Source organism: Paenarthrobacter sp. NPDC091669, assembly GCF_044756725.1.
Classification (GTDB): domain Bacteria; phylum Actinomycetota; class Actinomycetes; order Actinomycetales; family Micrococcaceae; genus Arthrobacter; species Arthrobacter bambusae_C.
Window position 1 is genome coordinate 24,478 of sequence record NZ_JBIVTK010000013.1, and the last position, 15,413, is coordinate 39,890.

The window sequence follows — 15,413 nt, forward strand, 5'->3', positions numbered from 1 at the left end:
TCGCACCCCCAACCTGCACCCCAGCTCAAACAAAGGCCTCCACATGTCCTCCAGCACACCCCTGACCAGGGCTGCTGACTCGTTCAAGCGTGCAACGGCCGCTGTAAGCGGCAAGATCCGCGGCGCCCGTACATCCCGCAGCGAACCAGGCAACCGCCCTGGCCGTCCAGGGAAACCGGGCAAGCCCAGCTCCCTGCACCCTGCCGCCGTGTGGGCCGAAGCCGCGGGAACAGCCGCCGAGTTCCTCTCACCGGCCTGGCGCAACGTCCGGGCCGTTTGGCTGAAGTTCGTGTGGCCGGTCCTCGCCGTGGTGAGCCTGCTAGGCTGGATGGTCCTTGCTGCAGCGATCGGACTTTGGTGGGCTGGACAGGCGTGGGGCTGGCAGGAAGCGAAGGCCGCAGCGATGGTGGCTTTCCTGCTGTTTGTCCTGGCCATTGCCTTCATCGTGGGCCGCTCGGCCTACGGCGTGGTCCTGGACCTTGCCCGCACACGTGTGGCTGTGGGCGATGATGCGGTGGGCAGTATTGCGGTGTCCAACGTCTCCACCCGGCCGTTGCTGCCGGCCGCGCTGGAACTTCCCGTCGGCGCCAATACTGCTGTGTTCCATTTGCCCCGCATGAAGCCGGCGCAGGTGCACGAGGACCTCTTCACCATCCCAACGGCCCGGCGTGCCGTGATCGTGGTGGGCCCGGTCCGTTCGGTACGCGCGGACCCCCTGCACCTTCTCCGCCGTCGCGTCATGTGGACCGAACCCGTGGACCTGTTCGTCCACCCCCGCACGGTGTCGCTGGGCAGCTCTGCCGCCGGCTTCATCCGCGACCTTGAAGGCATGCCCACCACTGAGCTGTCCAGCGCCGACGTTTCATTCCATGCCCTGCGGGACTATGTCCCCGGTGATGACCGGCGCCATATCCACTGGAAGACCACGGCGCGTACCAACAAACTCATGGTCCGCCAGTTCGAAGAAACCCGCCGCGCACACCTCGCCATCGCCCTGTCCATCAACACGGACGAATACGAATCCGAGCCGGAGTTCGAGATGGCCATCTCCGTGGCAGCATCCATCGGACGCCAGGCCATCAGCGAACAACGCGATCTCGACGTCCTGACCCAAAAGGGACCGCTCCGCTGCGAAACCGGCCGCAACTTGCTCGATGACGCTACCCGGATTGTCGGGGCACCCATGCGGAAGACCGCCGTAGACCTCGCCCGGAACCTCTCCGACGCCGTTCCGAACGCCTCGGTGGTGTTCTTCGTCGTGGGCAGTCACGTCACTGCAACCCAGCTCCGAACTTGTGCCGCATCGGTGCCCCCGGGGGTCCGCAGCCTGGCGGTGCGTGTCCAACCCGGCGCGGCACCGACGAGGGCCAACATCGCCGACCTGACGGTCCTCACTGTCGGCGACCTGGACGATCTGGCCATTGTTCTTCGAAAGGCGGCAGCATGAGCACCGCACCGAATCTCCGCGTGCGTCCCCGCGCCGCCAAAGGAGCCAGGTCTACAGGCCGCTCCAACCGCGCCGGAGGGGGGTCGATCTTTGCCGATGGCCGCCCGCTGTGGCACTTCGCCGTGGACTGCGGCGCCCTCGTGGTGTTGCTGTTCCTGGGAGTCCTCGGATTCAGCCTGAGTTTCGGGGGAGACCCGCACTATCTGGTCGCCGGCCTCGGCGGTGTGCTGCTTGGACTGGGCATCGCGGTCCTGAACGCCCATCTTCGCCTGGGCCTGCTGATTACTGCCGCCGTAACCTTTGGCGCCTACATGCTGTTCGGTTCTGCCCTGGCTGTTCCGGATTCAGCGGTCTTTGGCGTCCTGCCGAGCCTTGATTCGTTGCGGACGCTGCTGCTGGGCGTGGTGTTTTCCTGGAAGGACATGCTGACGGTCGGCGTTCCCGTGGGCACTGCCAACGGCATGCTCATCGTGCCGTTCCTCAGCTCGCTGCTGACCGCCTTGGCCGCTGGCATGCTGACCTGGCGGCTGAAGAGCCCGTACTGGCCTTTGCTGCCTGTGTTGGTGTTGTTCGTGACGGGAATCGCCTTCAGCACCAGCGCCGGCTTCCTCAACGTGGAGCGCGGTGTCTCCCTGACCATTGTCTCGATCGTGTGGGCGACGTTCCGCCGCGATGTCCTTCGGCAGCGGAGCACCAAGACTGTCTCGGCCAACAGGCCGGATTCCGACGCCGGTGCAGCGCGTCGCGGCCAGCTCCGCCGGTTGGGGACTGCTGCAGCCGTGATCGCCGTCGCCGTCGGCGTCACCGCCATCGCGTCGCCGATTGTCACTGCCAGCGACGACCGGAAGGTGCTGCGCAACACGATCGTCCCACCGTTCGACCCCCGCGATTACATCACTCCCTTGGCGAGCTTCCGGAACTTCGTCAAGGACGAGAAGGACAGCACACTTTTCACGGTGAAGGGCCTGCCCAAGGACGCTCGTGTGCGCCTCGCCGCGCTGGATGCCTTCAACGGCCTGAATTACACCATGGATCCCAACAGCTCCGGCAACTTCAGCAAAGTGGGAGACGCCCGTTCGCTCAATACGCTGGCTGAGACCGGCAGCCCGGTGAAGGGCACCAACTACACGTTGGACATCACTGTTGAGGACTACCAGGGGTATTTCGTTCCGGGTGGCCGGCACACCACTGGCATGAGATTCGCGGACACGTCCGGTGCGGCGTCGGGTCTATACTTCAACGCCGGCACGGACACCGCGGTCACCACCAAGGGCCTGTCCAAAGGCGAGAACTACACGGTCCAGGTCTCCGACCCCGGCACCCTGGAGCACGGCCAGCTGACGCAGTACGACTTCGCGAAGCTGACGCTGCCGGAGGCACAGGAGGTGCCGCCGATCATTGCCTCGCAGGCCAATGAACTGTCCGCCGATGCGCCAACGGCCATTGACCGTGTGCGGCAGATCGAAGCGCATTTCCAGAAGAGCGGTGCGTTCAGCAACGGCCTGGTGACGGAGGGACAGCTTCCCAGCCTTCCCGGCCACAGCGCCGCACGTGTACGCAACATGCTCTCCGCCAAACAGATGCTGGGCGATGACGAACAGTACGCCGTCTCCATGTCCCTCATGCTCCGGCACCTCGGCATCCCGTCGCGCGTAGTGATGGGCTTCTACCCCGATCCCAAGAGCCCCGAAAACGGTGCCGGCGACATCAAGATCACCGGCAAGGACGTCCACGCCTGGGTCGAGGTGGCCTTTGACCGCGTCGGCTGGGTTGCGTTCGACCCCACTCCGCCCAAGGACAACGTCCCCATCCCGCCGGACCCGGAGAACAAGTCCAAGCCCAAGCCGCAGGTGCTGCAGCCGCCGCCCCCGCCGCAGGAACCCGCGGACCTGCCGCCGGACTCCACGCCGGATGCCTTGGACGCCGACGAGAAGAAGAACAACCCATGGCTCTTCTGGGGACCGCTGTTGGCAGCCATCGGTGTTGCGTTGATCCCCTTGGGGATACTCGCCGTGCCGCTGCTGCTCATCCTTCTGTTGAAAGCACGACGCCGGAAGGCACGTTTCCGTGATGGCCATCCTGCCCAGCGGGTCGGCGGTGGGTGGAACGAAGTGATCAGCCTCGCCACCGACATGGGTGCCTCGATCGACACCAAGTCAACGCGGCGTGAATCGGCCACCGTTATCTCGGAGGCGTTCCCGAACGCCGGCGGCACCACCACGATGCTGGCCCACCGCGCAGATGCCGCAGTCTTTGGCGCCGGCCAACCGAGCGAGGACGAGGTCAAGCACTATTGGGAGATCGTCGATTCGTCCTTGACCGACATCACGGGAAGCGTCGGTTTCTGGAAGCGGCAGCAGGCCCGGTTCTCACCGCGGTCCTTGCTGTCGGACGGACGGGCTGCCCTCCGGCGACGGAATCAGGCAACCACCGATCCCTCGACGCGCCGTCGCTTCACCTTGCCGTTCAAGAAGGACACCACGAATGAATAATGAGGCCGAACTTTGCCCGGCCTGCAGGCATGCGGTCCTTCCCGGGGCCACGTTCTGCACGCAGTGCGGATCCCCGTTGAGCAACCGTGGAGCCCGCAAGGAAGGGAACATCAACCACGCCCAAAGGGCGGCTTTGGAGTTCGCAACCCGGCAGGGCCTGCCCGATCCCGGTAGTATCTCGGTAGTGTCGGCGCCGGCGTCGCCGACGCACCCGGCGCCTCCGGGAACCACCACGGCGCCGGACCGTATCACTGGGCCAGGGGGAGGGACCACCATGACCACCAAGCTCCACTTGGTGCCCGCATCCGCAGGCAAGAGGCTGGGCGCTGCTGTTCTGGACTGGCTTGGCCCCATTGCAGTCCTTGCCACCACCTTCGCCATCGGCATCGCAGGCATCACGCAAACCCGCAGGAACGGCTTCATTGTCTATGACACGGGCCTGCTGGTCCTCCTGGGCAGCATCGGCCTGGGTGTGACGGTGGTCTACATTTTTGTGTTGCTTGCACTCGAAGCCAAGTCCGGCAACACCATTGGCAACCAGCTCATGGGAATCCGCAGCTCCGATGCCGAGGGCTACGCTCCAGGGGCCGGTGCAGTTTTTGTCCGGGGCATCATCACCGGCGGCGTACTGCTCCTTGGCGGAATCACTTCGGTGGTTCTTTCCGCCCTTGGCCTGATCACCCTGGTGCTGTGGATCGGGCTTCCACTGATGCTCCTGGGTGTTGTCTGGGCTGTCCTCGTGGTGGTCTCCAATTCCTGGGACAAGGACGGCAAGCTGCGCGGCTGGCAGGACAAGGCCGCGAAGTCTTTGGTGTTCGACGTCAACGCAGGACGCAACCCCGTGGCCACGGGTGGCATCCAGGGCCCCTACAGTTTCGCGCCGATGGATCTCCCGCCCGTGCAGCCGGTGGCTTCTCCGGTCCCCACCGGCGCAACTACCGGTGCCAAGGCAACCGGGCCCACTCCGGCTGCTGCCGCTTCCCCTGCGGCCAGTCCGGCCGGTTTCGGGCAGTCCGCGCCTGCGCCGGCGACTCCCGTGGTGCCCACTGCCCAGCAGCCCTCACATGACCCCAACCAGTGGCGTCCGCCGTCGGCACCACGGCCTACGACGGCTGCACAACAGTTGGCTCCCGTGACGCCGCAGCCCCACGTTATCCAGCAACCGTCCGCGCCGGCTGCCGGCTTTGCCGGCCACCCCGACGACGACGTGGAGCGGACCCAGATGCGCCCCGGCACTGCGCGGGCACAAGCGGTCTTGCGGATCCGGATTGATGACGGCCAGGACGTCCAACTCGGCGGCTCGGTCCTGCTGGGGAGGAACCCGGCTGCGCAGCCAGGGGAAGGGGTAGAGCAACTTTTGCCGGTTGCCGATCCCGGCCGGTCCATCTCCAAAACCCACCTGCATCTGAGGGTGGATGGCGACGGCGTCTGGGTCACCGACCGAAACTCCACCAACGGCAGCGCTGTCACCACGCCTGACGGTCTCCAGACACGACTCCATCCGGGCCAGGCAGTCTTGGTCCGTCCCGGTTCCACTGTTCACTTTGGGGACCGCTCCTTCCACCTAGGACAAGCATGAATTCACAGCCGGCCACCCCTGCCAATGCCGAAGCCGGCGTCCCTTCAGGCGGGTCATCCTTTGGCCTGAGTTACGGGTACGGTACCGACCGCGGCCTGCGCCGTGAACTGAACGAGGATTCGTTCATCGCCGCAGACCCCGTCTTTGCGGTAGCGGACGGCATGGGCGGACATGAGGCCGGTGAAATTGCCAGCGGCATGTGTGTCCGGGCCTTGGGCAGTGCCCCCGAACTTGCTGCCGGCGTGCGGACCGCATCTGCAGCTGATTTGCAGGCCTGCCTGTTGAGGGCTGACGCAGCCATCCGCAACGCCACGGGAGCCCGTGCCGGAACCACGCTGTCCGGCGTCGTGGTGGTGGAACAGATGGGCCTGCCCTATTGGCTGGTGATGAACATCGGAGATTCCAGGACGTACCGCCTCAGCCAAGGGGAGTTCACGCAGGTGAGCGTGGACCACTCCGAGGTGCAGGAACTGGTGGATTCCGGGGACATCACCGCGGAGCAGGCAACCGTTCATCCCCGCCGCCACGTAGTGACCCGTGCCCTGGGCACCGGGGATGAGACCGAGGCCGATTTCTGGTTGCTTCCCATCCAGGAAGGTGACCGGATCATGGTCTGCTCCGACGGCCTCAATGGTGAATTGGGCGATGACCACATGTTCCGCATCCTCAGCACCGTCGCCCATCCGCAGGATGCCGTGGACGCTCTGATCCAGGCTGCCCTGCGAAGCGGTGGCCGGGACAACGTCACCGTGATCGTGGTGGACGCCAAGAACGTCATGAACGACGCCGGCATCGCCACCACCGCGCCCCGCCCCGAGGTTGCCTCCGACGTTGAAGAGGACACCCTTCCACGAGCCTGGGTGAACGGCGCGGACGAAGTATCCGCGGCTGACCAGGAGGAAGGCGCCGATGGCAAGCAGTAACCTTTCGCTGACCCGCTACAAGCAAGGCGACTGGTTTGGCGTTGTGCGGAACGGGACCGTGGTTCTCCTTGGTCCGGATACTCCGCACGCGCTGATCGACACCGTCTGGGAGTTGCTGGCATCTGCTCCCGAGGCCCATGAGGTCCTTCACGAGGTGACGGACGCCTTTGGTGTCTCGCTGAGCCGCATTCCTCCGTTCGGGATCATCGATTCCAAGGACGCGCTCCGCGTGTTCCTCCGTGGTGATCTCGAACTGCTGGTCCAGGTGGAATCGGGCGCTGAACAGCTCACCGGCCGTGACGTCACCACCTGGACAGAGCGCAGGCTCGCAGGCGCAACGTCCTACAGCCTCCGGATCGGGGGCGGCTCCGCCTCCGGCATGCCGTTGAACAGTTTGCCCCTGACAGAGGGCGTGGTGCTGTTGTCAGTACTCGAAGCTGCCCCCGGCCAACCCGGCCAATCCGTCCGGGATGGGGGGCCCGCGATCCACGCAACAGACGTTCCGCTGGAGGAACTGGAGGAACTGGAGGAACCGGCAAAGGACAGCGAAGAGCAGCCCGCCGTTCAGGACAGGGTTTCCGATGAAACCATGATCGGTTACACCGAGGCTGACCTTGGGCTGACCATCGCACCGGGCCAACTCTCCGCCGGAAAACTCTCCAACGGCCAGCTCTCCGACAACCGGGCCTCAGGTGGCCAGTCGGCGGCCGACGAGTCTCCCGTAACCGACGAATCTCTCAAAGCCGACGAGTTTCCCCAGACCGACGGGTCTCCGAAAGACCGATCGGTTGCCGGTGCGGCACAGGCTTCCGTGGGATCTGCCTCGGCGGGGGAGAGCCCCGCGGCAGGTGAGTCTTCGCAACCGGGAGCGCTCCCGCATCCCGATAACCTGCAAGGCCCGGAAACGAGTGACGATGCCGGGGAAGCGGCGGCTGAGGAGCCAGCTGTCCACACCAGCACCACCGATCCGTTGATGCCCACGTTGGAAAACACCACCAACTACGATCACTTGTGGGACAAAACGGTGATGCGGAACATTGAAGACGCGGCTGTCCGGGTCGAAGAAGACTCCGATGACCATGACGCCCCTGCATCCAAAACGCCGGATGCACCGGAGGCCCGCACTCCGGAAACCCCTGTTGAGCAACTCCCCGCTCCGGAGCCGGCAGCCCGGGAATCCGTTGAGCAACCCTCGTCAGCCCCGCAAGGGTCCGGGCTGATCGATTCCGTGCCTTGGCTTCGCAGCAGCCCCGCCACGCCGGAGGCAGCCAGTGCCCCGCCTGGGCTTTCGAGCACGCCCGCTGTTCCGTCCATAGGGTCGGTACCGTCCACGGGAGCCGGCCCTTCACAGCCAGGTACGGACCCTGCCCCGCAGCTTCCGGGTGCCTGGCCATCTGCACCTCCCGCAGGCGTCGTCGACGAAGATTCAGACCATGACGGCCAGACCATCATGAAAAGCAGCTTGGCTGCCGGGAACGAGGACGCGGCCGAACCGGCATCTGCTGCCCCGGAAGCTGCGGTTGCCCATGGGCCAAGCGTGTTGGCACGGGTGTGCTCCCAGGGGCATGCGAATCCACCCACGTATCCGCAGTGTTCTGTCTGCGGGACGGCGCTATCCGGCGATGCCCAGCAGGTCCAACGTCCGCGTCTTGGCCGCATGCGCCTTTCCACAGGCGAGCTGATCGATCTTGACCAGTCGCTGATCATTGGACGGCAACCTTCCGTTTCCCGTGTCCAGGGCGGCACCATGCCCAGGCTGGTTCAGGTGGAGAGTCCCGGAGGGGACATCTCCCGCTCCCACGTCGAGGTCAGGCTGGAGGGTTGGCACGTCATGTTGTGCGACCTGAAGGCAACCAACGGAACAGTGTTGATCAGGGAAGGCCAGGCACCCCGCCGCCTTGCCCAAAACGAAATGGCCATCCTGCTGGACGGCGACATCGCCGAGTTGGGTGACGACATTTCATTGCGTTTCGAGGAGATTCTTTGAGTTCCAAGAGGCCCCCCGCGCCGCCTCCACCCATTCCGGGATTCCAGTATGTGAGCCTGCTGGGCTCCGGCGGCTTCTCGGATGTTTACCTGTATGAGCAAGACAGGCCCCGCCGTAAAGTGGCCGTCAAAGTGCTGCTGTCAGACCTGAAGACCGAGGGCGCACGCCGACGCTTCGAGTCCGAGGCGAACCTGATGGCCCAGTTGTCGTCGCACCCGTACATCGTGACGATCTTCGAAGCCGAGATTACGGAGAGCGGCCACTCCTACCTCGCCATGGAGTACTGCTCCCGTCCCAGCCTTGATGTCCGGTACCGCCGTCAGCGCTTCAGCGTGGACGAGGTCCTGGCCGTCGGCATCCAGGTGGCGTCCGCCGTCGAGACCGCGCACCGGGCCGGCATTGTCCACCGGGACATCAAACCGGCCAACATCCTGGTCACCGATTACAACCGGCCCGCACTGACGGACTTTGGTATCTCCGGCACCATAGGCGCCGACACCGAGGACGACGCCGGCATGTCCATTCCGTGGTCGCCGCCAGAGCAGTTCCGGGGTGGCGCGGTGGACGGGGTTCCCGTTGATATTTGGGCGCTGGGTGCCACCCTGTACACGCTTCTGGCAGGCCGTTCGCCTTTTGTCCTTCCCGGGCAGGACAATTCGCAGCGCGAGCTGATTTCGCGCATCACCAACTCGCCCCTTCCCAGGCTTGGGCGGGCGGATGTTCCGGAGTCCCTGGAACTGGTCCTGGCCACGGCCATGGCGAAGTCACCGGGGTCCCGCTACTCGTCGGCGCATGCTTTTGCCCTGGCGCTCCAGCGGATCCAAACAGAGCTGAACCTGTCCGTGACACCGTTTGAGGTGCTTGAAGAACCCGGGCACGGCGACGATCATCATCCGGACGACAACTTCGAGGAAACCCGGGTCCGGAGCATTGCTTCGATTGATCCGGACGCGTCGGGGACAGCCACCACGGGATCGGCGCCCACATTCCCCGCGCGGACCTTCCCGTCCACCGTTCCCGGCGCCACCCAGGCTCCTGCACGCCCTTCCCCGCCGCAAACGTTCCAGCCGGGTCAGGCCCCGCAAAGTCCCACCCAGCCCAGCCCGGCCCACGCTCAGCAGACTCAGCCGGGCGCAACCCAGCAAGCTCCGCCGCAATTCCACGCCCCCGTCAGGGAGCACAGCGCGGTAGAGGAACCCGACGTCGCCGAATCCACGGTCCTGCGAGGCTGGCAGGCTTCGCCAGCTGCGCCGGACGTTGAGGCAACCGTCAGCCGCTCTGCTGCCTCCGCAGGGGCGTCGACAACGGAAGACGACGTCCCGGCAGCCGACCACAGCAAGCGCAACCTATGGCTCGCCGTCACCGGCGCAGCAGTGCTGGTGGTCGCCGTCGTGGTGGGCATGGTCCTGGGTTCATCGGCACAACCGAAAGTGGCCCCGACGGAAACTGCGAGCAAGGCCCCGGCCGATCCCTTGGACAGTGGCAGCGTCCCTGACGTCGAGGCACTGGCCGCGGCGCGGGATACCAAGGATCCGAACATCATCGTTTTTTCCTGGAAGAACCCGCAGCCTAAAGAGGGCGATACCTACAAGTGGCGCACCAAATCGGCTAAGGCTGACGGCGCCTACGAGACAACGCAGACGGAGAAGGCCTTCGTTTCCGGCTTTGGTGAGCCGCCCATTTGCGTGCAGGTCATCATCGTCCGGTCGGACGGCAGCGCGTCGCCTGAGGGGCCGGGCTCCATCGCTTGCCTGGACGGGTAGCCGGCAGATGACACTTACTTACCGCCGACTGAGGAGGCACAGATCATGGGGGATCTAGCAATAGATTTCTGTGGGGAATGGTACGAACCATCCGACGAAGACGTCTTTGACATTGGTCGTGAAGGTGACCTGGAGGTCGACGACAACCCGTATCTGCACCGACGCTTCCTGCAGATCGCCCGTTACGACGGCATGTGGTGGCTCAGCAACGTGGGCAGTATGTTGTCTGCCACTATCGCGGATGGCTCCGGTGGCATGCAGGCCTGGCTTGCGCCAGGTGCCAGGATCCCGTTGGTTTTCAGCCACACCAACGTGATCTTCACGGCCGGGCCCACGACGTATGAATTCGCCGTCCATTTGAAGACGCCGTCGTTCCGGCATGAGGCCCGCGAAGAGGACCAGGCAGGGGACACCACCATTGGCCCTGTGGTCTTCACGGACTCACAGAAGGCCCTGATCGTTGCCTTGGCCGAGCCAATGCTGCGCCGCGAAGGCACAGGCTTCAGCGCCATTCCCTCCTCGGCGGAGGCTGCGAAACGGCTGGGTTGGGCCCTGACACGGTTCAACCGCAAGCTGGACAACGTGTGCGACAAACTGGACCGCGTGGGAGTGGTTGGGTTGCGCGGTGGTGCAGGGAAACTCGCCACCAACCGCCGCGCCCGCCTGGTGGAGCACGCAGTGACCTCGCATCTGGTGACCCCGGCCGATTTGCACCTCCTTGAAAAAATGACTGGAGTCGACGAAGGATGAAGTTTCGCCTGACCTTGCGGCGTGATCCTGCGGAAGCAAAGGACCTCGCCGTGACGGTGGATGGTCGCGCCACCGTTGCTGACATTGCTACCGAACTTTGGGCCGCCGACCCCGCACGGAAGGGGACCGAAGCGCCGTCGAACCTGTCCATCAGCGTGGACGAAGCGTTTGTTGGCGGTGGCCTGTCCGGACACGTCCTGCGACCCACCGACAACTTGTTGGAGTCCGGGTTGCGGCCCGGTTCCAAGGTCTCGCTCGCGCAGGTCAGCGAACAGTTTGCCTCGAACGGCCACGCCAACGGCACCAACAGGGGACCGGCAGCGGCGACGTTGCGCGTCATGTCAGGGCCCGACGTCGGACGCGAATTTTCGCTGCCTTTCGGCACCAGCTACATCGGCCGGGACAGGGACGCCGACATCAGGCTGTCCGACCCGCTGACGTCCAAGCGCCATGCCCGCGTCACAGTGGGCGAGACCGTGGAGATCGTGGATACGAACTCGGCCAACGGGCTGCTCATGGACGGGTTGCCCGTCACGAGGGCAACACTGCAATCCTCTGACACGGTCACTTTGGGCGATACCACTGTGGGAGTGGTGGCGTTGTCCCGGAACCACAGTGGCGGCCCGTCGTCGCCCTTGGTGGACTTCAACCGGTCACCGCGGGTCCTGCCGAGGTTTGAGTCACCCAAACGCGTGCCGCCGGCGGGTCCCAAACGGCCCGAGCACCAGCCGTTCCCGTACATCATGCTGGTGGCGCCGCTGCTGATGGGCGGCGTGCTCTTTGCCGTCACCCAGAACCTGCTCTCTGTGCTTTTCATGGCCATGATGCCGCTGTTCATCGTGGGGCACTACGTAGACCACAAGATGCAGAGCAAACGCCAGGCCAAGGAAGGTCACAAGCAGTTCAAGGCCGCCATGCTGGCATTCCGCGAGGACATCGACCGGCAGCAGAACATCGAGCGCGCCGTCAGGCTCCAGGAAGCGCCCTCCGTCAGCGATACCGTGGACGCGATCTACAAACTTGGCCCTTTGCTGTGGACCAACCGTCCCGAACACCAGCACTTCCTGGGCGTCCGTTTCGGGCTGGGCTCCGCGCCGTCGCGCATCCCCTTCGACGAGCCGGGCGCCAACGAAACCGAACCGCAGTACATGCGGGAAATCCAGGAATGCCTCCAGCAGGTCCGGGTCATCGAGGGCGTGCCCATTGTTTCCCAACTGCGGACCTCCGGATCGTTCGGCGTGGCGGGGGACCGCAGCGTGGTGGATGATGTTGCCCGCGGGATGGTGCTCCAACTGGTGGGCCTCCACTCGCCTGCAGAGGTTGTCCTGACCTCGCTGACCTCGGCGCGTTCCCGTGAACGTTGGGACTGGCTTCAGTGGCTCCCGCATGTCGGTTCAGGCCACAGCCCGCTTTCCGGAGACCACCTCGCCGCAGGCCCTGGCGCCGGTGCTGCTTTGTTGTCCCGCTTGGAAAGCCTCGTGGAAGAGCGCGAGTCCATGGCCAAGGAACCAGGTCCGCAGCATCGCCCCGGGCTCAAGAACGAGCACGAAGAAATCCCGGCCCCCGTTGTGCCCGCTGTCCTGGTGATCGTCGAAGACGATGCTCCCGTGGACCGCGGACGCCTCACGCGACTGGTGGAGCGCGGCCCTGACCACGGTGTGCACATCATGTGGGTTGCGGCCAACGTGCAGTCCCTCCCCGCAGCGTGCCGCGACTTCCTTTCCGTCGACGGCGATCACGGCACCACCACAGGCCAGGTCCGCCTGGGCCGCCACACCTATCCCGTGAGCTGCGAGAGCCTCGATGCGGACCTCGCCACGCAACTGGCCCGCATGATGTCGCCGCTGGTGGACGTCGGAAACCCGCTCGACGACGACTCCGACCTCCCGCGCGCCGTTTCCTACGCCACGTTGATCGGCAAGGAATTGATGGACAACCCGCAGGCTGTGGCCGAGCGGTGGCAGGAAAACAACTCGGTCCATGCCTCGTCCGTGCCCAACCGTAAGGACAGCGGCAGCCTCCGGGCTTTGGTTGGCTCCAAGGGCGTGGAACCGTTCTACCTCGACCTGAAGAACGAGGGACCCCACGCTCTGGTGGGAGGAACCACTGGTGCCGGCAAGTCCGAATTCCTCCAGTCCTGGGTGATGGGTATGGCTGCGGCCTACAGCCCGGACCGCGTCAGCTTCCTGTTCGTGGACTACAAGGGCGGCGCGGCATTCGCGGACTGCCTCCACCTGCCCCACACCGTGGGACTGGTGACAGACTTGTCCCCCCACCTGGTCCGCCGTGCGCTGACCTCCCTGCGAGCCGAACTGCACTATCGGGAACGGCTCCTGAACCGCAAGAAGGCCAAGGACCTGCTGGCGTTGCAACGCGAAGCCGATCCCGAGGCCCCGCCGTACCTGATTATCATCGTGGACGAATTTGCAGCATTGGCTACCGAAGTTCCCGAGTTCGTGGACGGCGTGGTGGACGTCGCTGCCCGTGGCCGTTCCCTGGGTTTGCACCTGATCCTTGCCACGCAGCGGCCTGCCGGCGTCATCAAGGACAACCTGCGTGCCAACACCAACCTCCGCGTCGCTTTGCGCATGGCCGATGAAGTGGATGCCGTGGACATTCTTGGTGTTCCCACCGCCGCTTATTTCGATCCCTCCATCCCGGGCCGTGGCGCCGCGAAGACCGGCCCCGGGCGGATCCAGGGCTTCCAGACGGGATATGCCGGTGGCTGGACCACTGAGAAACCGCAGCGTCCGCGGATCGACATCGTGGAGATGGCCTTCGGCTCCGGGCCCACCTGGGAGCCGCCCTTGGTGGCCCAGGTAGAGGAAGAACCCGCGGGGCCGAACGACATCGCCCGGATGACGCAAAACATCATCCGTGCCGCGGACGTCCTCTCGATCGAGCCTCCGCGCAAGCCGTGGCTCAACGAACTCGCCACCACCTACGACTTCTCCAAGCTCCCGAATCCGCGGACGGATGAGCGGCTCCTGTTGGGCGTCGCAGACGATCCCGCCCACCAGGACCAGCCCACCGTGTTCTACGAACCGGACAAGGACGGCAACATGGCCGTCTACGGCACGGGCGGATCAGGAAAATCGGCTGCGTTGCGCAGTATCGCCATCGCTGCCGCCGTCACACCCCGTGGCGGTCCCGTGCATATTTACGGCATCGATTGCGGTTCTTCCGGCCTGAAGATGCTGGACGGACTCCCGCACGTTGGTGAAATCATCAATGGCGACGACGTTGAACGCGTCGGACGCCTGCTGCGCTGGCTCAAGGAAGCAGCCGACGACCGCGCTGCCCGGTTCGCCGAAGTCAGGGCCTCCACGATCGTGGAGTACCGGCAGTTGGCCAACCGGCCGGACGAGAAGCGCATCTTCATCCTGGTCGATGGCATGTCCTCCTTCAGGGAAGGATACGAATACAGCAAGCTGTCCGCGCTGTGGGACATCTTCCTGACACTGGCCACCGACGGACGTCCCCTGGGCATCCACCTGGTCGTCAGCGGTGACCGCACCAACTCTGTTCCGGCGTCGCTCCTTGCTTCGATCCAGAAGCGGTTGGTCCTGCGCCTCAGCTCCGAAGACGACTACATGACCCTGGACGTCCCCAAGGACGTCCTGAACGCCGCTTCCCCTCCCGGGCGCGGGTTGCTGGATGGGCTCGAAGTCCAGCTCGCCGTGCTGGGCGGCAACTCGAACCTGGCACTGCAAGCGCGCGAAGTGGCCAAGCTCAGCCAGGCCATGGTCCGTCAAGGACTCGAGCAGGCACCGCAGATCCAACGCCTCCCGGAGCTGGTGGATCTGGACATCCTGCCCACCGGCGCTCCGGACAACCCGATTATTGGTGTCGACGACGAGACCTTGGGTTCGGCGGCCATCGCCGCCAAGGGCTCGCTCCTCCTGGCAGGCCCTCCGGGTGCCGGACGTACGGTGGCGCTGGTGACCCTGGCGTACGCCTTGCGCCGCTCCAACCCGCGGACAGACCTGATCTACATCGGCTCGCGCCGTTCCGCTGTTGCGTCGCTGAACATCTGGAGCCGTTCGCTGGTGGGTCCGGATGAGGTTTCCGATGTCGTGGATGACCTGATCGACAAAGCCTCGGACAACCCGGGCAGCATGGCCATTTTCATCGAGGGCCTGACCGAGTTCACCGACACACTGGCCGAATCGGGGGTCGGGCGCCTGGTCACGGCGGCCATCAAGGCCGATCAGTGGGTGGTGGGGGAGTCTGAAACGTCCACCTGGTCCCAGGCCTGGTCCTTGGCGCAGCCGTTCAAGTCCGGGCGCCGTGGGCTGTTGCTCAACCCTGGAGACGTGGAAGGCGATAGCCTCCTCAACACCTCCCTGGGCAGGATCAGCACCGACTTCATTCCCGGCCGTGGCTACATTGTTGGACGTGGCAAGGTACGCAAACTGCAAATCGCCATGCCTCCGGAGAACCGAAGCTAGGATTTGCCGCAGCGCGGCGGA

General features: G+C 65.0%; 8 protein-coding genes. All 8 read left to right on the forward strand.

The features are described from left to right. The first annotated feature begins 43 nt into the window (after nucleotides 1–43). Genes ACIQLI_RS19235 through ACIQLI_RS19270 form a run of 8 tightly spaced genes read left to right on the forward strand, consistent with a single transcriptional unit; the run spans nucleotide 44 to nucleotide 15,392 of the window. Entirely contained in the window at nucleotides 44–1,447 is a 1,404-nt protein-coding gene (locus tag ACIQLI_RS19235; protein WP_400391309.1) for a DUF58 domain-containing protein, read from the forward strand. After that, complete coding sequence (locus ACIQLI_RS19240; RefSeq protein WP_400391312.1) at nucleotides 1,444–3,939, forward strand: transglutaminase domain-containing protein; 2,496 nt, start codon at nucleotides 1,444–1,446, stop codon at nucleotides 3,937–3,939. Before ACIQLI_RS19235 ends, ACIQLI_RS19240 begins: the two co-directional genes overlap by 4 nt. Further along, nucleotides 3,932–5,518 carry an RDD family protein gene (locus ACIQLI_RS19245; RefSeq protein WP_400391314.1) on the forward strand — a complete coding sequence of 529 codons (1,587 nt, stop codon included), beginning with the start codon at nucleotides 3,932–3,934 and terminating at the stop codon, nucleotides 5,516–5,518. The genes ACIQLI_RS19240 and ACIQLI_RS19245 overlap by 8 nt, the downstream gene beginning before the upstream one ends. Then, nucleotides 5,515–6,441: a PP2C family protein-serine/threonine phosphatase gene (locus ACIQLI_RS19250; protein WP_400391317.1), complete on the forward strand. Its 927-nt coding sequence runs from the start codon at nucleotides 5,515–5,517 to the stop codon at nucleotides 6,439–6,441. The genes ACIQLI_RS19245 and ACIQLI_RS19250 overlap by 4 nt, the downstream gene beginning before the upstream one ends. Next, nucleotides 6,428–8,428, forward strand: a complete 2,001-nt coding sequence (locus tag ACIQLI_RS19255) for a hypothetical protein (protein WP_400391320.1) — start codon at nucleotides 6,428–6,430, stop codon at nucleotides 8,426–8,428. The genes ACIQLI_RS19250 and ACIQLI_RS19255 overlap by 14 nt, the downstream gene beginning before the upstream one ends. Then, nucleotides 8,425–10,191: a serine/threonine protein kinase gene (locus tag ACIQLI_RS19260; protein ID WP_400391323.1), complete on the forward strand. Its 1,767-nt coding sequence runs from the start codon at nucleotides 8,425–8,427 to the stop codon at nucleotides 10,189–10,191. Before ACIQLI_RS19255 ends, ACIQLI_RS19260 begins: the two co-directional genes overlap by 4 nt. Before the next feature lie 45 nt (nucleotides 10,192–10,236). Further along, nucleotides 10,237–10,941, forward strand: coding sequence for a hypothetical protein (locus ACIQLI_RS19265; RefSeq protein WP_026541428.1), 705 nt, complete (start codon nucleotides 10,237–10,239; stop codon nucleotides 10,939–10,941). Beyond that, a complete protein-coding gene (locus tag ACIQLI_RS19270) occupies nucleotides 10,938–15,392 on the forward strand; it encodes an FtsK/SpoIIIE domain-containing protein (protein WP_400391327.1) in 4,455 nt (1,484 codons plus the stop codon). Before ACIQLI_RS19265 ends, ACIQLI_RS19270 begins: the two co-directional genes overlap by 4 nt. Nucleotides 15,393–15,413 lie beyond the last annotated feature (21 nt).

What these genes read in the sequence shown, in the direction of transcription:
- ACIQLI_RS19235 (WP_400391309.1), top strand. Translation starts at nt 44, where the DNA reads ATGTCCTCCAGCACACCCCTGACCAGGGCTGCTGACTCGTTCAAGCGT.
- ACIQLI_RS19240 (WP_400391312.1), top strand. Translation starts at nt 1,444, where the DNA reads ATGAGCACCGCACCGAATCTCCGCGTGCGTCCCCGCGCCGCCAAAGGA.
- ACIQLI_RS19245 (WP_400391314.1), top strand. Translation starts at nt 3,932, where the DNA reads ATGAATAATGAGGCCGAACTTTGCCCGGCCTGCAGGCATGCGGTCCTT.
- ACIQLI_RS19250 (WP_400391317.1), top strand. Translation starts at nt 5,515, where the DNA reads ATGAATTCACAGCCGGCCACCCCTGCCAATGCCGAAGCCGGCGTCCCT.
- ACIQLI_RS19255 (WP_400391320.1), top strand. Translation starts at nt 6,428, where the DNA reads ATGGCAAGCAGTAACCTTTCGCTGACCCGCTACAAGCAAGGCGACTGG.
- ACIQLI_RS19265 (WP_026541428.1), top strand. Translation starts at nt 10,237, where the DNA reads ATGGGGGATCTAGCAATAGATTTCTGTGGGGAATGGTACGAACCATCC.
- ACIQLI_RS19270 (WP_400391327.1), top strand. Translation starts at nt 10,938, where the DNA reads ATGAAGTTTCGCCTGACCTTGCGGCGTGATCCTGCGGAAGCAAAGGAC.